Origin of the sequence: Pontimicrobium sp. IMCC45349 (genome assembly GCF_047219225.1) — a bacterium.
GTDB lineage: Bacteria > Bacteroidota > Bacteroidia > Flavobacteriales > Flavobacteriaceae > IMCC45349.
Genome location: NZ_CP178208.1, coordinates 2,288,696 through 2,311,276 on the forward strand (window position 1 = coordinate 2,288,696; position 22,581 = coordinate 2,311,276).

Sequence of the window (22,581 nt, forward strand, 5' to 3'; positions counted from 1 at the left end):
CGAGATGTTTTTATAAAGCTGTAGTTTATTAAAAAGCACTTAATACATATGAAGAAAATCAAAAATATAATAGGTGTTGCTATACTTCTTGTATCTGCTAATACTATTGCCCAAGAAGAACGCAAACAAACCAACGATACTATAGATACACAGGTAGTTAATGTGGTAAAACCATATACGCCAAAAGTATCTGATGCATTTAAAGTAAAAGAAATACCATCTTTAGACGATGATGAAACAACTACTAAAAAAGAAATTAAGTACAATATATTCTCTATTCCTGTAGCATCAACATTTACGCCAGCAAAAGGAAAAGCTGCTGTAGTTGATAAAGCAAAACAAGAGAAGTTATATGATAATTATGCTTCTTTTGGAGTTGGGACTTATACAAGTATTTTAGGAGAGGTTTACCTGAATCATGCATTGAGTAGAAGTGAAAATGTAGGTGGTTACATTAGCCATCATTCATCACAAGGTGGTATTGATAATGTTTTGTTAGATGATAAGTTTTCCGATTCAAAGATTAATATTAATTATTCGAGAAATTTAAGAGATTACTCATGGAATGTAGATGCTGGTTATAGACATCAGGTGTTTAATTGGTATGGATTACCACTTTCAACTTATGATGAAAACTCAGTTCCAGAAATTGATCCACAGCACAAGTATTTTACTTTCGATTTTGGTGGTGAAATAGAGTTTGATGACAGAATGATTAAAAAAGGAAGTATGCGTTTTCGTCGTTTTGCAGATGATTTAGAGTCTGGAGAAAACCGTTTTATTGCAAAAGCTAACATAGATATTCCAATTTCGGGAGAGCTAGTAAATACTACTTTTAAAATAGATTATTTAGGTGGTACTTTTGATAGAAACTATTTTACAAATGACGAGTTTAAGTATGGTAATTTTCAAGTAGGACTGTCTCCAAGTTATCAATTAAAGCAAGATGATTTAACCGTAAACCTTGGGTTTTCTGCTTACTATTTAAATGATACAGAAGCGAGCAAAAATAAGTTTTTTGTTTACCCAAAAATAACAGCATCTTATAGAGTAGTAAACGAAGTGTTAATTGCTTATGGAGGAATTGAAGGTGATTTAATTCAAAATTCTTATTACGATTTTGCTAATAATAATCCATTTGTATCTCCAACATTGTTTGTAACACCTACAGACCAACAATACAATGCATATGTTGGTTTAAAAGGAAAGTTGTCTAACAATATGAGTTATAATTTAAGAGGTAATTATTATGCCGAAAATAATAAGGCACTATACAAAAATAATCCACTATTAAATGTAACGCCTCATGATGGTTATACTAATGGAAATTCTTTTGGAGTCGTTTATGACGATGTAACCACATTTAGCATTTTTGGTGAGTTAAATGTAGATATTAATAGAAATTTTAATTTAGGGATAAAGGCTGAATATTTTAATTACTCAACAGATAATGAAAGTGAAGCTTGGAACTTACCAGATTTTAATGCGTCGTTATTTATGGATTATCAAATTGATGAACATTGGTTTGCTGGAGCAAATCTTTTTTATGTAGGCGAACGTAAAGATGTAGCAAGTATCGAAGGTTCATTAATTCCAGAAGATACATCAACTGTGATGTCTTTAGAAAGTTATTTTGATGCCAATGCACATGTTGGTTACAGAATTAATGAGCGTTGGTCTGCTTATATAAAGGCAAATAATATTGCAAATCAAGATTATGAGCGTTTTTTAAACTATCCAGTTCAAGGTATTCAGTTTTTAGCAGGTACAACTTATAAGTTTGATTTTTAAAATTTGAAAACACTTCAGTTTTATATTGTATTTTTTTTGCTAACAAATGTTGCAGTTGGGCAAGAGTTATTTGAAGCTAAGAAACAGTTGGTTTATAGAGCATATTTTACTCAAGCTTCGAATGATGTAGTGTTTGTAGAATTAGGAGGAACTTCAATAAAAATTGGAGGTGAATATTTAGTGTTTAAGAGAAGTGAGGTTTCTAATAATGTAACGACATTTACTTGCAGTACTAATAAGTCATATTTAAAGTATACAAAAGGGAAATACAGCCTTTATTATTTTAAAGACGATAAACTACATTTAAAATTTAAGTTTAAAAAAGTTGAAAGTCCAGAATCAAAAGATGATTATCGATTTAACATTTTTAGAATGTTCAATTATAATCAAGAAAAAGAGTGGAAGGATATAAAGGAATTAAAAAAAGATTTTAAAGAATTTAAAAATGCGCCATATCGTTATATAAGCTCAAGATATAACTTGTAATTTTTAAATAAAGAATATAATAAACAAAGCGTTCAATATCGAACGCTTTTTTTATTTTTATCAAAATTAACTGACCATGAAAAAACTTACACTTTTACTAAGTATTATTCTTTTTGCAAGTTGCTCTCAAAAGGAACAAGTAGATTTAATTATTACCAATGCTAACATTTATACAGTTGACGATGCTTTTAATAAAGCACAAGCGTTTGCTGTTAAAGATGGGAAATTTGTTGAGGTTGGTACTTCAGATGTTATCAATTCTAAGTATGAATCTGTAAATACTGTAGATGCTAATAATGAAACTATAGTTCCAGGATTTATAGATGCGCATTGTCATTTTTTAGGACTAGGATATAATCAGCAAGCAGTTAATTTGGTTGGCACAAAAAGCTTTGAAGATGTTGTAAAGCGTGTTATTGAATTCAAAAATAAAACCAATGCTAAATACATAAAAGGAAGAGGTTGGGATCAAAACGATTGGGAAGAAAAAGAGTTTCCAGATAATGTATTATTAAGTAAATTATTTCCAGATACACCAATTGCTTTAACACGAATTGATGGTCATGCAATTCTATGTAATGAAGCTGCACTTAAGTTAGGAAATGTTACTAAAGACACTAAGGTTGATGGAGGAGAAGTGGTTTTAAAAGATGGAAAACCATCAGGTGTTTTAGTAGATAATGCCGAAATGTTAGTGCTGGACCATTGGCCAAAAGTAACAAAGCAAGATAAAGTACAGGCTTTATTAGCAGCGCAAGATATTTGCTTTAAGTATGGATTAACTACTGTTGATGATGCAGGATTAGGAATAGAAGATATTCATATTATAGATAGCTTACAAAAAACAGGTGATTTAAAAATGCGTGTTTATGCAATGGCTAGCGCTTCAAAAGAAAACTTAGATTACTTTTTAGATAAAGGCATTATAAAGACAAATAGATTAAATGTACGCTCATTTAAATTTTATGCTGATGGCGCTTTGGGTTCTCGAGGAGCAATGTTACGTGAGCCATATAGTGATAAACCAGAGCATTTAGGTTTATTGGTAAATAGTATTGAAACATTAGAAGAAACAGCGCAACGCATTGCAAATTCCGAATACCAAATGAATACACATGCTATTGGTGACTCTGCTAATCATGCAGTTTTAAATACCTATAAAAAAGTATTATCAGGTAAAAAGGATAGACGTTGGAGAGTAGAGCATGCACAAGTTATTTCATCAGAAGATTTTGGATTGTTTGATGATATCATTCCATCTGTACAACCAACACATGCAACAAGCGATATGTATTGGGCTGAAGACAGAGTAGGAGCGCATCGTATTAAAGGTGCTTATGCTTATAAAAATTTATTAGATAATTATGGTAAAATTGCATTAGGTACCGACTTTCCAGTTGAGCAAGTAAATCCTTTTTATACATTCTACGCAGCTGTTGCACGTCAAGATTTAAACCAATATCCAAAAGATGGTTACCAAATGGAAAATGCACTTTCTAGAGAAGAAACGCTTAAAGGCATGACTATTTGGGCTGCTTATTCAAATTTTGAAGAAAATGAAAAAGGAAGTATAGAAGCTGGAAAGTTTGCCGATTTTATCATTCTTAATAAAGATATTATGACTGTTAATGCGCAAGTAATTCCTAACATAAAGGTTAATAGTACTTATGTAGATGGTATTAAGCAGTAATGCGAGCTAAAAAATCATAATGCTCACCATCAAGAACGAGTTCACAATTTAAACCAACAATAGCACATGCTGTTTTTAGGTTTTCAAAGTCTAGATACATCCAGGTAAAGCTGTCAGATTCACCTTTGTAAGTAACATGGTATTCTAATTCGCCATAATACTCACTGTTGGCATCTATCCAATAACCTCCATCTTCGTCTTCGTACATATATTTTATATCTGAAGAGTCAATAAGTATTTGACCACCTTCATTTAATAGACCTTTTAAATGATGTAGCACATGAGGTGTTTGTTCTAAGCTTTGAAAAAAACCAGAACCATTCATAAGCATTAAAATAGTATCAAAAGTGTCGGTTTCATTTTGAATATCTAATACATGAGCATTTTTTATACCTCGTAGTTGACAGGCTTTAATTGCGTTTGGAGATACATCAATCGATTTTATATTTAATCCTTTATTCTGTAAGTATAAACTATGGCTACCTGCACCACAACCAACATCAAGAACTTTTCCTTTGGCTAATTGTAAAGCCTTTTGTTCAATTTTTGGCATTTCAGCATAACCTCTAAATAAATAAGGAAGAGGTAACACATCATCTTCAGAAATGCTTGTAGCTGTTGTAATATCTTCGGTGTAGTTTCCTTGTTGATAATCTAATATGGCTTTTCCAAAAACGTCTTTCATAATTTAGTTATTTTAGCGCTATGCAAGAGATCATAAATAATCTGCCAAAGCTGGCCAAAGATAAGCATAAGGAAAATAAAACCTTCTTTACAAAGCTTAAAAAGAAACCACCTAAACAATTAGACTATATCATGCAGGAATTGCATGAAGAAGAGTTTGAGCGTACAGATTGTTTGGAGTGTGCTAATTGCTGTAAAACAACAGGTCCTTTGTTTACTGATAAAGATGTGGAGCGTATTGCAAAATCTTTCAGGTTAAAACCACAACAGTTTATTGAGCAGTATTTAAGAGTTGATGAGGATAACGATTATGTGTTACAAAGTGTACCTTGTACGTTTTTAGGAGCAGATAACTATTGCTCTATTTATGATGTTAGACCTAAGGCATGTCGCGAATTTCCACATACAGACCGAAAAAAGTTTCAACAAATCTCTAACCTTACCCTTAAAAATGTAGCCATTTGTCCTGCAGCTTTTAATATTGTAGAAGAAATGAAAAAACGAATTAAGTAATAGGGCACTATTTTTGAAATAATCCATGTTTGATAACAGTAAATTATGAGTAAAAAAATAAGTCTGCTAATTCTTTTTCTATGTTTATTTAATATATCTCAATCTCAAGAATGGATGACATCTTTTGATGCAGCAAAGAGAATTGGTATTGCTCAAAATAAGCTACTTCTAGTTGTATGGGAACATACAAGCTTTGACCATATAAGTACTATTATGTTGGATAAAGAACGATTGATTGTTGTAAGAGGAAAAGACTTTTTATATGATGAAAAAGTGAGTGAGTTTTTATGGAATTATTTTGTGCCTGTAAAACTTCCTGAAGATGATTACGAAGTATTATTTAGCGAAATTGAAGGAAAGCAAGGATATAATTATATAAATAAATTTAATGATGACTCAATAAAGATAATGGATGCTAATGGCTTTATATTAAACAGTAATGGGCAATATGAAGATTATGTGCTATTTTATAAATTTATTGAACGTTATGCTGTTAAGACATCATTGTTAGAACAAGATTTGAGGAATTACTTAAAGCAAGAAAGCTTTTTAACTGCTTACACTTTAGCTTCTAAATACTTGGATTTTACTTTGTTTTTAGAAAGAAAGAATTGGAAAGAATATGTTAAGCTGTCTGATGTGTATTTAAATGAAGCCTTAAGTTACTTACCTCAAATAGATGCTAATAAACAATCTAGTTATCAGCAAAAATGCGAACTGCTTAAAGTAAAACAATATGTGATGCAAAATTCACCTAGGAAAGCTATTAGATTTTTAAAAAAGTATGAGGTGTCAAATATTTTCGATTTAAATAAATCGATGTATCACTTTTTACTTTACACATCTTATATGATGATAAATAAAGAAGAGGAAGCTTTACTTTGGAGAGATGGAATATCTTTAGTAGATTTAAAAAAATCAAAAATAATAATAGATAATTTTTAAATAAATTGGAAACGATAATTCAATACTTCGAAGACATACCTTCACATCATCGTGCTTTAATTCTCGCGGGAGGACTTACTATATTTTGGTTAATTGAAGGTGCAGTGCCTTTATTTAAGTTTAAATATAATAAATGGAAGCACGCGATTCCTAACCTGTTTTTTACGTTAACAACTATTGTTATCAATTTTGCTTTGGCAACTTTTTTATTAAAAACAGCAGAATGGACAGTTGCCAACGATTTTGGAATTATTAATTGGCTACCAGAAATGCCATTTTGGTCATATGTTACCATTGGTATTTTATTAATGGATTTTATTGGTGCTTATTTAGCACATTATGTAGAACACAAAGTAAAACCATTGTGGATGGTACATTTAGTACATCATACAGACCATAAAGTGGACACTACAACTGCCAATAGACATCATCCATTAGAAAGTTTAATACGTTATACGTTTACACTTGCTGGTGTGTTTATTATTGGTGCACCAATGGGAATTGTTATGTTATACCAATCAATGTCGTTAGTAGCAACACAGTTTAGTCATGCTAATATTAAGTTACCTAAATCGGTAGATAAAGCCATAAGCTATATATTGATTTCTCCAGATATGCATAAAATTCATCACCATTATGTATTGCCTTATACAGACTCTAATTATGGAAATATCTTCTCTATTTGGGATCGTTTATTAGGTACATATATGTATATGGATAGAGAAGACTTAGTATATGGTGTTGATGTGTTTCCAGACGAAGAAAAGAATGGAAAACTAGTCGAACTTTTAAAACAACCGTTTCAGAAATACCAAAAACCCACCATACTTCCAGATAAAGATTAAACTTGCTGATTTTGTGAGAATTATCTTTTCCTCTATTTTATTTGCATTTCATAGAGATTATTGCATTTCATCGAATAAATGTACTTAGATTTAACCAGAGGGTTATTTTTTTGCTGTTGAGTTTAACTAACTAAGCTTAATAGATTTTCGTAATGAAAAATTATATATTCACGCTAGCAATAGCGTTTTTTTGTCTTATACATTTACCAATCAATGCGCAAGATAGCTATGCAACTATCGAGAGAAATGTAAATGTGAGAGCCAACGAATTATTTCATGATTTAAATAAAACTAAAGATACCTTGTTACTTAAAAGTGACAAGAAAATAAACTATGTCTATTCTTTAAATAGTTCGCTTGAGAGAGAGGTATTTAGTTTTATAGATGATACTTCATATGAAATCCCACTAAATAGATTAAGCAAAGGCAAGCACACGTTTGTAGTAGGACAATCGCCTTTAAAAATAGTATTTATAGTTAGAGTTAATCAAGAACCAACTACAGCTTCAGCAATTAGAGAAGAAGATATTGTAGTTAAGAGTCATTAATGATATTTTAAATATTTATACCTCATAACTTTATAAGCTTCCAAATCTTTTTGCCAACTAGCTTTTATTACTTCTTCAGATACGCCATTTTCAATTTGTTTTTGTAGTTTATCAGTTCCAGCATGTTTAGTAAATCCGTCAGTTAAAAAGAATAAAGATTTATCTGTACAATTATTATAAGCTTTAATAATCCACTTAAGGGTCATAATACCATGAATGTCTTCATTTTTTAAATCTTCGCCATAGCAAAGGGTATTTTTGTGTTTTGGATGTTTAGCGCCAAAGTTAGGTGCAGGAGTATAGGTAAATTGAAGCGTTTCCTTATTTAAAAAAGGAGCGCCATAACGTTGAAATTGAAATTCGGTACCACGACCAGCATTAACATTTGTGCCTTCAAATAGTCCTAAACTTGGATATAGTTTAATAGATTGGTCATTAGGTAAATTTGGTGAAGGTCTAATAGGTAAACTATAAAACATATTGTGATTATAGTTCTTAACAGGAATAATAGTAATGTCGCATTTTAATTCATCTGCTAACCATTTTTCGCCATTAATCATTTGTGCATATTCGCCTATAGTCATACCATGTACTAATGGTACAGGATGCATACCTAAAAAGCTTTTATTTTCAATTTCTAAAGTAGGACCATCAACATAGTGTCCGTTTGGATTTGGTCTATCAAAAATAAGCAAAGGTATATCAGCTTCAGCACAAGCCTCCATGATGTAATGTAGCGTAGAAATGTAAGTGTAAAAACGAACGCCAACATCTTGAATATCAAAAATCATAATATCAATGTCTGAGAGTTGTTCTTTCGTAGGTTTTCTATTTTTTCCGTGAAGCGATACCAAAGGTAAATTGGTTTTAGTATCAACATCATCTTTTACAGATTCACCAGCATCATGATTACCACGAAATCCATGTTCTGGAGCAAATACTTTTTTTACACCTACGTTTAAAGCTAGTAACGAATCCACCAAATGTGTATAACCTTCTTTTTTAAAAACAACACTTGTTTGGTTGGCAACAATACCAACACGTTTACCGTTTAGTAGTGATAAATAGTTTTGTGTTTGATTAGCACCTACAATAATTGGTCTGTCTTGTGTAGTATCAAGTAGGTCTCTTTCGTTTGAATTTTTAGAATCGTTTCCACAAGAAATCAATGCTAAAACAAATAATAAAACTGTATTTTTGATGAAATTTAAATGCATTTAGTAAACTTTGAATTACGAGTATTTTATAGCTAAACGTGTTATTGGTAGTAAGTCGTATAAAAGTAGTATTTCGGCACCAATAATAAAAATCGGAATTGCAGCAATTGCCATTGGTATAATTGTCATGCTTATTGCTATAGCTACAGGAATAGGTTTGCAGCAAAAAATTAGAGATAAGGCAGTCGCTTTTAATGGTCATATAACTATTGCTAAATTTAATAGCGATGAGTCTGAAGAAGGACAAATACCAATCTCTAAAAATCAAGAGTTTTACCCAGAATTCACTGCTGTTGATGGTGTTACGCATATTCAAGCAGTTGCTAATAAATTTGGAGTTATTCGCACGCTAACCGACTTTGAAGGCCTTTTTGTAAAAGGTGTAGGTCAGGATTACGATTGGAAATACTTTAAGGAGTTTTTAATTGAAGGTCGATTACCAGAATATTCCGAAGATTATAGTAACGAAGTGTTAATATCTCAGTATTTAGCCAACCGATTAAACTATAAAGTAGGCGACGATTTCCAGATGTATTTCATGAAACAAGATGTGAGTAAACCACCAAGCATCATGAAATATAATATTGTTGGTATATATAATTCAGGGTTTCAAGAGCTAGACCAAACCTATTTAATAGGAGATATAAACCATATTCAACGTCTTAATAAATGGGAAAAAGACCAAGTAGGAGGTTTTGAGTTGTTTATTGATGATTATAATAAACTTGGTGATATTGGTTTTGAAGTGTATAAAAGCACACCTTCTAACTTAGATACACAAACAGTTGCTCAAAAATATGCTTCCATTTTTGAATGGATTAGCATATTCGATAAAAACATTTATGGTATTATAGGTATTATGATACTTGTGGCTGGTATAAATATGATTACTGCTTTGTTGGTGTTAATACTAGAGCGCACACAAATGATAGGTGTTTTAAAAGCTTTAGGAAGCAACAATTGGAGCATTCGTAAGTTGTTTTTATACAATGCATCTTACCTTATTACTCTTGGACTATTTTGGGGAAATCTTTTAGGTTTAGGTTTACTCTTTGCACAAAAATACCTTAAGTTATTTCCTTTAGATCCTAATGTGTATTACGTTACCGAAGCACCTGTGTATATTAACCTAAGCTATATTTTAGGACTTAATATTGGTACATTTATTTTGTGCTTGGTAATGTTGTTGGTGCCATCGTATGTTATTACAAAAATTTCGCCTGTAAAAGCAATGCGTTTTGAATAATTAAGTGCTCTCTTTTTGGTTACGCTTTTCATTATTACTAATAATAAAAGAAGGTCATTTAAGCTCTTAACTTAAAAAAAACATAATTCACTTTTTGCTCTTAACTTTTCACGTAAATTTGCACAGCAAATTAAAAACACATGGAATACGCTGAAAATATATTGGGAACCATTGGTAATACACCTTTGGTGAAACTAAATAAACTTGTTGAAGACTTACCTTGCTTAGTATTGGCTAAGTACGAAACCTTTAATCCAGGAAACTCTGTAAAGGATAGAATGGCACTTAAAATGATTGAAGATGCCGAAGCAGATGGACGCTTAAAACCTGGAGGTACTATTATTGAAGGTACTTCTGGAAATACAGGAATGGGATTAGCATTGGCTGCAATTGTAAAAGGTTACAAATGTATTTTTGTAATAAGCGATAAGCAGTCTAAAGAAAAAATGGACATTCTTCGTGCTGTAGGAGCAGAGGTCGTTGTGTGTCCTACTGAGGTAGAGCCAGAAGATCCTCGTTCTTATTACTCGGTTTCTAAGCGTTTAGGCGAAGAAACACCTAACTCTTGGTATGTAAACCAATACGATAACCCAAGTAATGCCAAAGCACATTATGAAAGTACTGGACCAGAAATTTGGAAACAGACCGAAGGTAAAGTAACCCACTTTGTAGTTGGTGTAGGTACAGGAGGAACAGTTTCTGGAGTTGGTAAATACTTAAAAGAACAAAACCCTAATGTAAAAGTTTGGGGAATTGATACTTATGGTTCTGTATTTAAAAAATACCACGAAACAGGAGAGTTTGACGAAAACGAAATTTACCCTTATGTAACCGAAGGTATTGGAGAAGATATTTTACCAGAAAACGTAGATTTTAGCGTGATTGATGGTTTTACAAAAGTAACTGATAAAGATGCTGCTGTTTACACACAATTGTTAGCTAAAGAAGAAGGTATGTTTTTAGGTAATAGCGCAGGAGCAGCAATGAAAGGTGTGCTACAATTAAAAGAGCATTTTAAAGAAGGCGATGTAGTGGTAGTGTTGTTTCATGACCATGGAAGTCGTTATGTAGGTAAAATGTTTAATGACGATTGGATGCGAAACATGGGTTATATAGAATAATAGCTCTCAAAATATGATATAAAAAAACCTTAGCATAATGCTAAGGTTTTTTTGTGAGTTTGTTTAACGGTTTGTGTATGATTTCGTTGTGTGTTTAAGCACTAAGGTTAGTAAATAATCACAGATAGAAAATTCCAGCGGAATTTTCGTAAGTAGACTATTACTTGCAATGAATTATACATATTGTTACCCAACGTTTTTATTGATTTATAAATTTTATCATATTCCAAATTACAGAAATGATTCCAACAATACCTGCAAGAAACAATAAAGCTATAAATAATAGAGATATTCCAGTTAATCCTTTGATAAACTTTTTGATTCCATTCATTTTATGTCCATTATTTTAAATTCACTTTTTTCAATCGGTTTCTGTATTTCCATTTAAATTGGATTTTGTTCCAAAATGAGCTCCATTCGTGTCTTATTCCGCCAAGTTCCCAATTCACGTCATATTTTTTTGACTTGTCATTTGCATAAGGTGGAATTCCAACTTTGCAATGTAGCATTGGCTCGTTATTTTTTACTTTTTCGTAATAGTCAGATTCAAGTGCAGACTTCGGATAATATCGAATATCAACAATAGTTTTGTTTTTCCGACTTTTATAAATTTCCAGATTGATGTCGTACAGGTTTTCGTAAATCGATTTTAATTCATTTGTTGCGTTTTTCAACGTTACAGGTTTCTTTTTCCGATTCGTTTTGTTCCTCTCAAGTCTCTGGATTTTAAAATTTCGAGAGTCGTTTTTGATTTCCGAAATTATGTAGCTCGTATTATCCGAAATGTTATTCCAACAAGAGTTTCTTGCTATTTCTAATAGAGTAGAAGTAGCCTCTTTTAAATTCAGTTCAAGATTGTTTTTCGTGACGTTCTTCAAAATGTTGGGTAACGTATTTATATAAACACGTTTTAATACTTCGACTGCGCTCAGTATAAATTAATTATATAAAAGTGTTAAACGAAGTTAGTTTTTTTAAGTAAGAAAATCAATACGTATTTCTACGTATTTTAGTGGTTTTGTAGCGTGTCTTCCAGTATTAATTGTTGTTGTTCTTTAATATATTCTGGGTTGTCACGATGTTTCATTTTTAGTAGTTCGTTATAAGATAATTGGTATAAAGAAACTGCTGTAACACCAATAATAAATAGCCTTATAAGTAAGCTTTTATAAAAGCTGTGTTTGGTGGTTATATACTTAATCAAGGCAATAATTATAACGATTGCTAAACCATATATAGAGATTAATAAACCTTCGTTGCCATAAGGCCAACGTTGGAATTTAAACAAGCAATAAATAACTGTATTAGAAAGTAAAAATCCAGTAAAAATGGCGCCTAAAACTCTTAGTGTACTTATGCCTTTAAAAGCACCTTTTTTTAATATGTTTCTAAATCTAATATTATTAAGTAAAGCAAAACTAAAACCAAAATATAGCATAGATAATACTAAGCTTAATAAGGTAATTAATACTGCAGCGTATGGATAACTATAAACTAATCGTAGACTTACTAGAAGCACTATAAGTACTCCTAGAATTTTTTCGGTTTGCTTCATTTACAAAAACTAATTAGACTTAATTATTTTTTTAGTGCTAGTCGCATTCTTAGATTTTATTTGTACAAAATAAATACCTGCAGCAAGGTCACTAATGTTATAACTTTCAGAGACTGTAAATTGCTTAAGTGTCTTTCCAGAAATATCAATTAAAATCACACTTTCTATTTCGGTGTTATTAGTTGAGTTTATTGTAAAACTATCTGTTACTGGATTAGGATAAAGCGTTAAGCTTTGTAAGCCTTCAAACTCACTAATACTTAAATTATCGGCTACAGTAGTAGTTTCGTTATTAGTAATTATTGGATAGTTAAAATCAAAATAAATACCTGCAATATTGCTAAAAGTATCACCTAAAACTAAGGTTGGTAATGTTCTTATTTTAAATAGTACATAACCATCGTTATTGGCATCATCAAAAGGGAGTTGTATGTTTTCAAAAATAAACTCTACTTCTTCACCATTTACAATACGTGTATAATAATCGTGACTCGCACTTAATGGTATTAACGATGAGATATCGTATTTGTCCAAGTCAATAAAGTCTCTTACTGCAACATTTACAGCTGTGGCTGTTCCTGTGTTTTCAAACCTAATTAGGTAATGTACAAACTCACCAACACGATCTGGCGTAATGGTTGCGCCTTCTAAACAGGTTTTGTCGTTAGGATCGTAGGAGTTGACTACTATTTGTTTTAAAGTGTGTGCATTATCGTTTGGAGTTTCATCCATATCATTTGGTGTAATGCTAGCTTCAAAATTAAGTTCGTCATCACCATTTAAAGGATAATTAACATCAGTAGGCGTATTTAAGGTCATGGTTATAAATACTTCTCTAGTTTCAAACGGTTGTAAGTTGCTATAGTTCCATGATAACATTCCTGTTGATTGCGTATCTGCAGTTGGAGTGGTTGTTAAAACATCCATATAGTCATCTTCAAAGTTTAGCGTTACTTCACCAGATAAAATGGTGTTTCCTTTGTTTTTATAAAACACTAAATAGTCTGTGTCAAAACCAGGACGTGCTAATTCAAGCGGAACAATAACTACTTCTAAATCGTTATGTGTGCCATTTGGTGTAATACAAAAATCTTGATTTAATGGACTTGGGTCAGTAGGGAAATCTGCTGTAATGCTAGTAGGTGATACTGTAAAATATGTTGGGTTTTCTAAAATTGGTGTAATGGTATGAGTGCCAGCTTGCACATTAATAGTATAGTTTCCAGATTCGTCAGATATAATTGTACCATCAGTGATACCATTGGTAATATTGTATTTTAGATTAGGGTAAATTGGATCTGTAGGTTCGCAACCATTTAGGTTTGTGTCTATTTGTTGTTCGCCATAAATTGTATAAAAATCACCACCAGGAACAAAGGTGCAATATGAACTTACATTAAAAAAACCAAAGTTATATGCTGAATGATAACTTGCAAGTGTACTCACTTCTTCACTATCTGCACATACATATTCTAGGTTAGGGCAAGCACTACCATTATAAAAACTGTTGTTGCCAAAAGTGGCCATAGTTGGAACGCCATTTTTCTCGTTTAAGTAAATAAGCTGTGGATTATCGTTATAGAAAAAATGGGTAAGGTTAATATTATTGGTAATATCCAATGTCGTAATCTGATTAGAAAAACACGATAAGTTAGTTAGGGTTACATTATTACTAACATCTAAACTGGTAATTTGATTTTGACCACATCGTAATAATGTCATGTTTGTATTTGTGCTTACATCTAAAGAGGTTAATTGATTATCGCCACAAGAAAATTCAAGAAGATTTACATTAGAACTTATATCTAAACTACTTAGTGAGTTAGCAGCACAATTAAATTTGGTTAAAGCTGTATTGTTTGAAACATTTAGTGTGGTTAGCAAATTTTCGGGACAGCCAAGTTCTATTAAATTTAAATTATTGCTTACATCTAGCGAGCTTATTTGATTATTACTACAATACAAATTTTCTAATAGGGTGTTATTGGTACAACTTAAACTTGTTATTTGATTAAAATCGCATGCTACAGTAATTAAATTTGGGTTGTTTGATAGGTCTAATGACGTTAATAAATTATCAGATGCATGGAGTATTTCTAAGTTTGAAAAAGTGCTTAAGTCTATATTTGCAATTTCGTTATATGTTAAGCTTAAAAAAGTAAGGTTGACAAAGTACTGCAAGCCTTCAAGGTTACTTATTTTTACATCACTATTTATGTTGCTAATGTTTAAGCCAATAACTGCTTCGGCTTCAGAAACTTGAATTTCACCATCGTTATTTGTATCTACTTTTTCAGAAAATCCCTCTGAGCCATCATAGTTAACAATAATATCGTTTACAAGCATTTCCTTTAAACGCGTGTCTGGAATGTTTATAATTTGTGCTTGCGTAATGGCTACAGTAAAAAGACATAGAACACTTAAGTAAAATTGCTTCATAGTTTAATTTTAAGAAATTAAGTATCTAACGAAGTTACTTTATTTAAGTAAGAAAATCAATACGTAGAAATACGTATGGATATAGTTTATTGAAAGACGATTGTACTTCTTTACTTTTTACGCTTCTCTTTTTGTGATTTTTTATTCTAATAGCACCTAAAGGTCTTGTATATGAGTAGTTACTTGGTTCAGCGGCTAACTTAGCAAGTACACATGAAGTTAGAAATTCCGCAGGAAATTCCAAAGTAGGATAGAACAATCAATTATTTATATATGGTGTTGTAAACCGTTTCATTAGTTCTTAAGTATAATTTATGTCTAAGTCTATAGTGATGAAGATTTAATGTTGTAATAATCTAAATCAATACATGTAAAGTAAAAAAATTTGTTGAACCTGAGATTAATATTAAGCAGACATTGTTTAAGAGTGTATTATTTGATATTAAAATAATTTAGTATTTTCTTAGTTTTTTTCTTTAATAAATCCTTTTGTAGCGTTTTGTTAACTATTTTATTCCTAAAATCAATGGTACGAAAATGATTAACTTCTTTACTGTTTTTAACATGTATAATAGCATGAGCTAATAGCTTTTTAGAGGTTAGGTTGTATAATTCTATAGACGATATAATAAACCCTCCAGAAAAATTATTTTCATCAACTAAGTATGGCTTCATTACATAAATATCATTAACGATCAGACCATATTTAATTTGTTTTATACCATTTACTCTTGGATGATGATTTGATTTTATGCGATTTTTTTGCCTTAAGTTAATAGAGTCTTTATAGTTTTTAAAGAAATTTTGATTGTTATAATAATGGAAGTAATTTGGAACATCATCAGCAAAATACAAAGAATTGTTTTCATAAGATTTTTTGGGAAACTCTGAGATTATATATTTTAGGTTATTTGTTATACTATCAGTAATACCATAAAATAACAACCAATTTGATGAATTATTAATTAATATTGTATTCTCCGATGTTAGATTTATACTATCGCTTATAATAGGCTTTTTAATGGATAGACTTTTTACTTTGGGTATGATATCTGAAGCATTTGTTGTATCCAAAAATGTAGTTTTAGATGATAATAATTTTTTGGATTCTAAGAGGTCAATTTTATGCAACAAATTTTTAATTTCATTCAGGTGATTTGAGTAAGTACTATCAAGAACACTGGAAGTTTTATCTACATAATTTGGATTGTAGTCATTATTACATGAAAAAAATGTAGTAAAGATTATTAATAGTATTGTGGCGTTTTTGAACATATTGAGATTGTGGGGTTTAAGTTGTATAAGATTTATTTTGTGCTTTTGGTTGTATAAATTGAGTAGTGAGAAGCTATGTCATAAAAATAATATTCTAAAGCTTTTTCATAGTTGTTTTTTATTCAGGTTTCCAAAGTGAATTTTTTTCACTTTCCCGTTATTGATTTAAATAGTTTGTATGCGGATAAAATTCCAAGTAAAGACATAATTCCACAAATTAAATATTCCGATTTAGAATAGTAATCAATTCCGCCAATAAATCCGAATGCACTCCATAATAAGTGTGTTAGAATTTAGATTCTATTGTATTCAATCTTTTTCTTTTTTTGCTCTTTCATTTATATTATAACCATTGTTAGGCAATGTTAAATTATATTTATCAAAATTTTTTATTATCTCAGATTTAATAGCTTCATAATTTTCAATCTCTTTAGGTATTGAAATTTTACCATTAGAAGTGAAAAAATCATAGTGTTTCGATTTGATTGTAATTTCATTTGCATTAATCGAAGTAGATTCAATTTCATTAAATTTAATAGTTTGATTGAACTTTACTCCATATCTATGTTCATTTCTTGAAACACCAACTTTGCTCATCAAATTTAACTTTTCTTTATCTAATAATCTTGATATTGATTCATCTGAAAATTCAAAGTAGGTCGAACATATTATATTTTTAATTTGCGATAAACTTGAAATATAAATTACAATTAAAATTATCAAGAAGAATATACTTAATGGAGGCATTAAAATCCTATGTACTCCATAAGAGTGTGTAAAAAAGAACATTAAAATCAGAAAGATTGATAAAGCTATTGAAGCAATTTTTATTTTTTTATTTGTTTCTCTTTTAACATATTCATCTGCAAATTCCTTTCTTATATTGTATTTTCTCATTTTGGTGTAATATTGCTTAACGGTTAGGCTATGATTCCGTTGCAGCGAAAATTCGGAGAATTTTCAGAGTAGGAATCGTATCGACGATAAAAGTAAGATTTTTCAATAGAGAACCAAAAGAGAGCAATGGATTATAGCCAGTGTTGTAAAACGTTTTTAGTGTCTGTTCAATTCAATTATTTTGGATTGTAAATTTATTTGTCCAATTTCTACTAATTCATTTTCGTTTTCGGACAAATAATAGTAGTATTTAAGTTTTTTATATTTAGAATCTTTTGTATTTATTATTAAGCTCTGATTAGGTGGAATTTTGTTAAATGTTAATTTTCTAATTCCACTATGAGGAGAGTCATTCATAAAGTCTTTATAAAAAGAATCTAAATATTCTGTTTTTTCAGATTTCTTAATGTTTGTTTTTGAATAAATCATTAATGATTCCGACAGCACCGTAGAGAATATGAACATATCTTTGTCTGTATTATTTTCAATTGAATAATAGTATAAACTTTTACTATAAAATTCAGATTCACTTGTGTATTTAACTTGAATGAAATTTTCATTTTCTACAGTAATAGAATTTGTTTTTATATAATCTTGTAAACTTATTTCTTTAGATATCTTGCAACTATAAATGAATATTATAAGTGAAATGAATACTGTTTTTTTCATTACTAGGTTTGAATTAGTCTAATGTTTTATAACATATAGATATACTCCCAAGGGAGTATATTTTTATTATATATACCTAAAAGTAAGTAATATTATTCGAAGAACTATCGTTTTTTCCTACTTATAGTTAATCCATCACGAATTGGTAATAAAACCGTTTCTATGCGTGGATCGTCTTTAAGTAACTTGTTGTATTCTATTAATGCAGGCGTAGCTTTATCTTCTTTTTTAAATCTAATATCAAGGATTTTTCCACTCCAAAGCACATTGTCCGATAAAATAATGCCTCCAGGATTTAGCTTGTCTATAATACAATCAAAATAAGCTGAGTAATTCTCCTTGTCTGCATCAATAAATACCAAATCAAAAGTCATGTCCAACTTAGGTATAATATCTAAAGCATTTCCTAAATGTTGGTGTATATGTGAGCCATAATCAGATAAATCGAAATATTTACGCTGAAAATCAAACAGTTCTTCATTGATGTCTATGGTATGAAGTTCACCATTGTTTTGCATGCCTTCAGCTAAGCATAAAGCAGAATAACCAGTATAAGTACCAATTTCTAATATGTTTTTTGGGTTCACCAGTTTAGAAATTATACTCAATACACGACCTTGGTAATGACCACTTAGCATACGAGGTTGTAATATCTTTTGATAGGTTTCTCTCGTTAGTGCTTGTAGTAATTTTGGTTCGTCTTCGCTATGCGATACAACATAGTTGTCTAATTCTTCTGATATAAAATGCATATACTGGTTTAATGTACACCAGACATCATTTTTTTAATGAATGGCGAAATTAGTATTGCAAATATACCAACAATCACACTAATAATACCAAAGCTTGCATAAACAGATACGTAAGAGAATAACTGTTGCAAGTTTTCGCTGCCCAAGGCAACATCTTGAGGCTGTAATCCAGTTACTATACTAACAACATCTCCAAAAATACCTTCAGTAAATACATTCGATTCACCATTAGAAGCTGAAGTGAGTTTAGCAATTTTACCTGCGAAAAAGTGACCGTAAAAGTTAGCTGAGAACCAAACACCCATAATAAAAGCTATATACTTTGTAGGAGAGAGTTCAGTCATTTTTGATAAACCAATTGGGGATAAAAATAGTTCGCCAATAGTTAATACTAAATAACCTAATACTAAATAGCTCATTGATGTTTTTGCAAACGCATCCATACTATTTGGCGACAATGCAAAAATGACAAATCCTAGACCTAAAAACACTAATCCTAAACCAAATTTTATTGGAGAATTAGGGTTTTTATTACGCTTGGTTAAAAACGTCCATAGCATTGAAAACGGAATAGCGAACAAAATAATAAAACCTGCATTTATACTATTGGTTCCTGCAGCATCCATACCAACAAGGTTAACATTTCTATCAGCAAATAAGGTCAATGAGCTGCCAGCTTGTTCGAAAATTGCTGAAAATAGGGTATACAGAACTGTAAAGTAAATTGCAACTGTTAGACGCTTTTTCTCTTTGTTGCTAACAACTGATAAGATGTAAATAATAAAACCAATTAAAAAAGCTGAAACTATCCAAACTAAATAATGTTCAAACTCATGAAACTTTACAATAGTTGCAAAAACTGGCACAGATAGTATTGCTAGTAAAACAATACGCTGTCCTTTATTTAATCCAAATGCTTTTTTGTTATAATTATTTGTATCTGGTACAAAGCCTTTATCTCCAAATACATTGCTTTTCAACCCTCTTTGAAATACTAGTAAACCAGCAATCATTCCAATTCCAGCCAATACAAATCCATAATGCCAACCGTAGTTTTCAGCAAACCATGCACAAGCTAAAGGTGCAATAGCTGCTCCCAAATTAATTCCTAAATAGAAAATAGTAAATCCAGAGTCACGTCTGCTATCTTCTTTTTTGTAAAGAGCACCTACAAAAGAGGAGATGTTTGGTTTAAAAAAACCATTTCCAACAATAATGAGTCCTAAAGACCCATAAAAGAAAATTGGATGCTCAAAGGTTAAAAAGAAATGCCCAAAAACCATTAAGATACCACCAAGCATAATCGATTTTCTGTAGCCTAAAATTTTGTCGGCAAGAATACCACCAAGCATTGGCGTTACATATACTAAAGACATATATGCAGCATAAACGCCAAATGCCATGTCGTCACTAAACAATAATTGTTTGGTCATGTATAATACTAAAAGTGCACGCATACCATAAAATGAAAAGCGTTCCCATAATTCTGCAAAGAATAAATAAAGGAGCCCTTTAGGATGTCCAAATGCTTCTTGAGTAGTAGTGTTTGTGGTATTCATCTGTTCTATTTTTTGATTGTGGTACAATGATAGATACAGATGTTTGACAACAGAAGTGTTGTAGTTAATTATAGTAAATTATAATAGATTGAAATTAATTGTGAGCGAGTTACAATTAGTTACAAATAGATTTATAGTCTTTGTTTTCAGGGGATTCTGAAAACTCTTTAAGCAACGTTGTGTCTATGTTAATATTTTCAGGAATCATTCGTAATCGGTAACGACCTTCACCAATAAAGGTAAATAAATCGCGCCTTTCTAATTGTTGCGATGTTTCTAACTGAAGAATATCGTTAATGTTATCTATAATTCTAGATAGATAAGTTTGGTTTTTAATTTCGCCACCTAAATTTACCGAAATACTTTGTTGATCGCTATCAGCATATTTACGTCTAATAGCAAACTTCAATAGGTTTTTGTATTGTGTGGTTTTAGACCCAAAATCAATAGTTTGGTCAAAAACTTCTTTGGTAGGAATACTAATTTTCACCAAACTCCAATCCAAAAATGAGATGCTCATTTCGTTAGGTTTTGGCATATTAGCTAATCTTATTACCCAAGTAGTTGCTAATACTAAGAAGATTGCTATTAACGATGTTTTAGCGATAATTTTGATAAAGTTATGAGTAAAATCATCGGTAAAACTCATGAATACTTCAGGGAGTTGTGATGTAAACATTAAAGCAATCACCATTCCCGAAATAAAACCAACAATTTTTAAACCTCGATAAGCAAACGTCCTATAAAAGGAAATTGCCATCAAGTAGCATAAAAACCCTGAAAGTACTAAGTCTGGAATTCCACTAATTTTTATAGCATTAATCACATTATTATTTCCTAATGTTTTAGAAAGTATATAGGTGACTATAGAAGTGATTACAATTAAAACAAGAATAACATTAATGTTTTTCTTGTTATTGTAAATAAATTTTGGGGCATAATAAAAGTAAAACAAAGCCAATAGTAAAAACATATTATTGACTATAGAAAAGAGGTAAACACCTAATTGATAAGCTTGGGTTTCGGCAAAAGAAAAAGCATTTCCAGCATAAGCCCAACATCCAGATAGTACCCAAATAAACATGGCAAAGCTTAGATATAGTAAGCCTTTGTCTACACGTTTTTGATTGTCGTTTTCTTCTAAGATTTGCTTAAAACGCTTTCTAATATTGTACCAAATAGCTATAAGTAGCGTAGCTCCAATAAACGACACGAATATGTGTGAAAGTATATAAAACCTAGCTACTTCTGTCATAAAACTATTGAAGTATTTTATTTATTAAATCTTGCTTTGCAGCATTATCGTCACCAAATAACCATTGTAGTACATTATCTTCCCACATTTTGTCTTTTTCGTTTTCAGTTATAATGTCACGCTCTATAGCAAGGTCTAAAATTTTCCCAGGATAAGAAGATTGTCTGTCACTTTCCATTTCACCAAGAGGATAAGGATCATCTAGACCAATAAGTACTTGTTTTGAAGATTGATTTTTAACCAATAATTCTAAAGAACCTGTATCATGTACTAAGGTATCGAAAAATATGTTTTTATGCCCAACTGCTTTTCGTGGGTGACTTTGACCTTCAAATAAATCTGGACGACCATCAAACCCTTGAATACGTCTTCCAAGGTTCATTTGTGCTAGTTGTCCACCATGAGCAAAACAAATACGCATATTTGGATATTTTTCGTAGTAACCATTAAGCGTTAAGAAATGGTAAGCATCAGCACATTGTGCTAGCATCCAAATTAAATGAAAGCGCCATGATGTATTTTGTAATTTGATGAATTTTTCACCATCATATGGATGAATTTCTATTGCTAAATTGTATTTGTTTGCTAACTCAAAGATAGGTTCGTTCTCTTCATCAAAAATACAACGCCAAGTACCAATAGTATCCATATAGTGCGTTGGTAAACACAATAAGCGCATGCCTAATTCTTCAACACAACGCTCAATTTCCCAACAAGCACCACGTACAAATCCAGGATGCACTACAAATCCACATGTAAACTTTGAAGGATTGTCTTGCTGTACCTTTGCATTAAAATCATTTTGAAAACGTAAGGCTTGCTTCATTTCTTCTAGGCGTAAACCATTTCCATAGAGTTGAGATAGGTTTAAAACGACTGCATGGTCAATATTGAAACGTTCCATCCATTCCAGTTTTTCGTTTAAGAAAAAACTAGAGTCGGTTACAGGACGTCTCCAATCTTTTTGAAGCATGAATTTTTTGTCTTCATCTACCCAAAAAATACCCTTATCTTTCATGAATTGAGGAATCTCGTTTGGATAAGGTAGTAGGTGAGAGTGACCGTTTATTCTAAGTTTACGTTTCATAGGTTTT

At 31.0% G+C, this 22,581-nt stretch carries 22 protein-coding genes; 9 read left to right on the forward strand and 13 right to left on the reverse strand.

Going from position 1 to position 22,581, the window contains the following annotated elements; genetic code table 11:
* Window positions 1–48 precede the first annotated feature (48 nt).
* The 3 genes from ACLII3_RS10720 (at window position 49) to ACLII3_RS10730 (ending at window position 3,967) form a co-directional block, all read left to right on the forward strand.
* Window positions 49–1,791: a TonB-dependent receptor gene (locus ACLII3_RS10720; protein ID WP_412984228.1), complete on the forward strand. Its 1,743-nt coding sequence runs from the start codon at window positions 49–51 to the stop codon at window positions 1,789–1,791.
* Window positions 1,792–1,794: 3 nt separating this feature from the next.
* Window positions 1,795–2,277: a hypothetical protein gene (locus ACLII3_RS10725; protein WP_412984229.1), complete on the forward strand. Its 483-nt coding sequence runs from the start codon at window positions 1,795–1,797 to the stop codon at window positions 2,275–2,277.
* 76 nt (window positions 2,278–2,353) lie between these two features.
* Entirely contained in the window at window positions 2,354–3,967 is a 1,614-nt protein-coding gene (locus tag ACLII3_RS10730) for an amidohydrolase (protein WP_412984230.1), read from the forward strand.
* Here the strand turns inward: ACLII3_RS10730 and ACLII3_RS10735 are convergent.
* Entirely contained in the window at window positions 3,957–4,652 is a 696-nt protein-coding gene (locus ACLII3_RS10735; RefSeq protein ID WP_412984231.1) for a class I SAM-dependent methyltransferase, read from the reverse strand. The genes ACLII3_RS10730 and ACLII3_RS10735 overlap by 11 nt on opposite strands.
* 20 nt (window positions 4,653–4,672) lie before the next feature.
* Between ACLII3_RS10735 and ACLII3_RS10740 the strand changes: the two genes are divergently transcribed.
* From ACLII3_RS10740 to ACLII3_RS10755, 4 genes are all read left to right on the forward strand, one after another.
* Window positions 4,673–5,164: a YkgJ family cysteine cluster protein gene (locus ACLII3_RS10740; protein ID WP_412984232.1), complete on the forward strand. Its 492-nt coding sequence runs from the start codon at window positions 4,673–4,675 to the stop codon at window positions 5,162–5,164.
* Between the two features lie 45 nt (window positions 5,165–5,209).
* Window positions 5,210–6,109, forward strand: coding sequence for a hypothetical protein (locus tag ACLII3_RS10745; RefSeq protein ID WP_412984233.1), 900 nt, complete (start codon window positions 5,210–5,212; stop codon window positions 6,107–6,109).
* A gap of 5 nt (window positions 6,110–6,114) precedes the next feature.
* Window positions 6,115–6,954, forward strand: coding sequence for a sterol desaturase family protein (locus ACLII3_RS10750; protein WP_412984234.1), 840 nt, complete (start codon window positions 6,115–6,117; stop codon window positions 6,952–6,954).
* A 254-nt stretch (window positions 6,955–7,208) separates the two neighbouring features.
* On the forward strand, window positions 7,209–7,502 hold the full coding sequence (locus ACLII3_RS10755) for a hypothetical protein (RefSeq protein ID WP_412984235.1): 294 nt from the start codon (window positions 7,209–7,211) through the stop codon (window positions 7,500–7,502).
* On the opposite strand, the gene ACLII3_RS10760 is transcribed toward ACLII3_RS10755, so the two are convergent.
* Window positions 7,499–8,719 carry an exo-beta-N-acetylmuramidase NamZ domain-containing protein gene (locus ACLII3_RS10760; RefSeq protein ID WP_412984236.1) on the reverse strand — a complete coding sequence of 407 codons (1,221 nt, stop codon included), beginning with the start codon at window positions 8,717–8,719 and terminating at the stop codon, window positions 7,499–7,501. The genes ACLII3_RS10755 and ACLII3_RS10760 overlap by 4 nt on opposite strands.
* 10 nt (window positions 8,720–8,729) lie before the next feature.
* On the opposite strand from ACLII3_RS10760, the gene ACLII3_RS10765 reads away from it, so the two are divergent.
* The gene (locus tag ACLII3_RS10765; protein WP_412984237.1) at window positions 8,730–9,965 is read left to right on the forward strand and encodes an ABC transporter permease; all 1,236 of its coding nucleotides are present in this window, start codon (window positions 8,730–8,732) and stop codon (window positions 9,963–9,965) included.
* 140 nt (window positions 9,966–10,105) lie between these two features.
* The gene (locus ACLII3_RS10770) at window positions 10,106–11,086 is read left to right on the forward strand and encodes a PLP-dependent cysteine synthase family protein (RefSeq protein ID WP_412984238.1); all 981 of its coding nucleotides are present in this window, start codon (window positions 10,106–10,108) and stop codon (window positions 11,084–11,086) included.
* A 199-nt stretch (window positions 11,087–11,285) separates the two neighbouring features.
* Here the strand turns inward: ACLII3_RS10770 and ACLII3_RS10775 are convergent, their stop codons facing one another.
* The 11 genes from ACLII3_RS10775 to ACLII3_RS10825 all read right to left on the reverse strand — a co-directional run bounded on the left by ACLII3_RS10775 (window position 11,286) and on the right by ACLII3_RS10825 (window position 22,574).
* The gene (locus tag ACLII3_RS10775; RefSeq protein ID WP_412984239.1) at window positions 11,286–11,417 is read right to left on the reverse strand and encodes a hypothetical protein; all 132 of its coding nucleotides are present in this window, start codon (window positions 11,415–11,417) and stop codon (window positions 11,286–11,288) included.
* A 10-nt stretch (window positions 11,418–11,427) separates the two neighbouring features.
* Complete coding sequence (locus tag ACLII3_RS10780; RefSeq protein WP_412984240.1) at window positions 11,428–11,760, reverse strand: hypothetical protein; 333 nt, start codon at window positions 11,758–11,760, stop codon at window positions 11,428–11,430.
* A 335-nt stretch (window positions 11,761–12,095) separates the two neighbouring features.
* Window positions 12,096–12,641, reverse strand: a complete 546-nt coding sequence (locus ACLII3_RS10785) for a hypothetical protein (RefSeq protein ID WP_412984241.1) — start codon at window positions 12,639–12,641, stop codon at window positions 12,096–12,098.
* Window positions 12,642–12,650: 9 nt separating this feature from the next.
* Window positions 12,651–15,080 (reverse strand): T9SS type A sorting domain-containing protein, encoded by a 2,430-nt coding sequence (locus ACLII3_RS10790; protein ID WP_412984242.1) that lies wholly within the window; start codon window positions 15,078–15,080, stop codon window positions 12,651–12,653.
* Between the two features lie 432 nt (window positions 15,081–15,512).
* Window positions 15,513–16,355 carry a hypothetical protein gene (locus ACLII3_RS10795; protein WP_412984243.1) on the reverse strand — a complete coding sequence of 281 codons (843 nt, stop codon included), beginning with the start codon at window positions 16,353–16,355 and terminating at the stop codon, window positions 15,513–15,515.
* A gap of 309 nt (window positions 16,356–16,664) precedes the next feature.
* Window positions 16,665–17,252 carry a hypothetical protein gene (locus ACLII3_RS10800; protein WP_412984244.1) on the reverse strand — a complete coding sequence of 196 codons (588 nt, stop codon included), beginning with the start codon at window positions 17,250–17,252 and terminating at the stop codon, window positions 16,665–16,667.
* Between the two features lie 156 nt (window positions 17,253–17,408).
* Window positions 17,409–17,921: a hypothetical protein gene (locus ACLII3_RS10805; protein WP_412984245.1), complete on the reverse strand. Its 513-nt coding sequence runs from the start codon at window positions 17,919–17,921 to the stop codon at window positions 17,409–17,411.
* Between the two features lie 104 nt (window positions 17,922–18,025).
* Complete coding sequence (locus tag ACLII3_RS10810; protein WP_412984246.1) at window positions 18,026–18,673, reverse strand: O-methyltransferase; 648 nt, start codon at window positions 18,671–18,673, stop codon at window positions 18,026–18,028.
* A gap of 8 nt (window positions 18,674–18,681) precedes the next feature.
* The gene (locus tag ACLII3_RS10815) at window positions 18,682–20,232 is read right to left on the reverse strand and encodes a peptide MFS transporter (RefSeq protein WP_412984247.1); all 1,551 of its coding nucleotides are present in this window, start codon (window positions 20,230–20,232) and stop codon (window positions 18,682–18,684) included.
* A 115-nt stretch (window positions 20,233–20,347) separates the two neighbouring features.
* A complete protein-coding gene (locus ACLII3_RS10820; protein ID WP_412984248.1) occupies window positions 20,348–21,487 on the reverse strand; it encodes a hypothetical protein in 1,140 nt (379 codons plus the stop codon).
* Between the two features lie 4 nt (window positions 21,488–21,491).
* Complete coding sequence (locus ACLII3_RS10825) at window positions 21,492–22,574, reverse strand: amidohydrolase family protein (protein ID WP_412984249.1); 1,083 nt, start codon at window positions 22,572–22,574, stop codon at window positions 21,492–21,494.
* Between the last annotated feature and the right edge of the window lie 7 nt (window positions 22,575–22,581).

What these genes read in the sequence shown, in the direction of transcription:
- ACLII3_RS10745 (WP_412984233.1), top strand. Translation starts at nt 5,210, where the DNA reads ATGAGTAAAAAAATAAGTCTGCTAATTCTTTTTCTATGTTTATTTAAT.
- ACLII3_RS10820 (WP_412984248.1), bottom strand. Translation starts at nt 21,487, where the DNA reads ATGACAGAAGTAGCTAGGTTTTATATACTTTCACACATATTCGTGTCG.
- ACLII3_RS10805 (WP_412984245.1), bottom strand. Translation starts at nt 17,921, where the DNA reads ATGAAAAAAACAGTATTCATTTCACTTATAATATTCATTTATAGTTGC.
- ACLII3_RS10770 (WP_412984238.1), top strand. Translation starts at nt 10,106, where the DNA reads ATGGAATACGCTGAAAATATATTGGGAACCATTGGTAATACACCTTTG.
- ACLII3_RS10815 (WP_412984247.1), bottom strand. Translation starts at nt 20,232, where the DNA reads ATGAATACCACAAACACTACTACTCAAGAAGCATTTGGACATCCTAAA.
- ACLII3_RS10825 (WP_412984249.1), bottom strand. Translation starts at nt 22,574, where the DNA reads ATGAAACGTAAACTTAGAATAAACGGTCACTCTCACCTACTACCTTAT.
- ACLII3_RS10740 (WP_412984232.1), top strand. Translation starts at nt 4,673, where the DNA reads ATGCAAGAGATCATAAATAATCTGCCAAAGCTGGCCAAAGATAAGCAT.
- ACLII3_RS10800 (WP_412984244.1), bottom strand. Translation starts at nt 17,252, where the DNA reads ATGAGAAAATACAATATAAGAAAGGAATTTGCAGATGAATATGTTAAA.
- ACLII3_RS10720 (WP_412984228.1), top strand. Translation starts at nt 49, where the DNA reads ATGAAGAAAATCAAAAATATAATAGGTGTTGCTATACTTCTTGTATCT.
- ACLII3_RS10795 (WP_412984243.1), bottom strand. Translation starts at nt 16,355, where the DNA reads ATGTTCAAAAACGCCACAATACTATTAATAATCTTTACTACATTTTTT.
- ACLII3_RS10775 (WP_412984239.1), bottom strand. Translation starts at nt 11,417, where the DNA reads ATGAATGGAATCAAAAAGTTTATCAAAGGATTAACTGGAATATCTCTA.
- ACLII3_RS10810 (WP_412984246.1), bottom strand. Translation starts at nt 18,673, where the DNA reads ATGCATTTTATATCAGAAGAATTAGACAACTATGTTGTATCGCATAGC.
- ACLII3_RS10760 (WP_412984236.1), bottom strand. Translation starts at nt 8,719, where the DNA reads ATGCATTTAAATTTCATCAAAAATACAGTTTTATTATTTGTTTTAGCA.
- ACLII3_RS10790 (WP_412984242.1), bottom strand. Translation starts at nt 15,080, where the DNA reads ATGAAGCAATTTTACTTAAGTGTTCTATGTCTTTTTACTGTAGCCATT.
- ACLII3_RS10735 (WP_412984231.1), bottom strand. Translation starts at nt 4,652, where the DNA reads ATGAAAGACGTTTTTGGAAAAGCCATATTAGATTATCAACAAGGAAAC.
- ACLII3_RS10785 (WP_412984241.1), bottom strand. Translation starts at nt 12,641, where the DNA reads ATGAAGCAAACCGAAAAAATTCTAGGAGTACTTATAGTGCTTCTAGTA.
- ACLII3_RS10730 (WP_412984230.1), top strand. Translation starts at nt 2,354, where the DNA reads ATGAAAAAACTTACACTTTTACTAAGTATTATTCTTTTTGCAAGTTGC.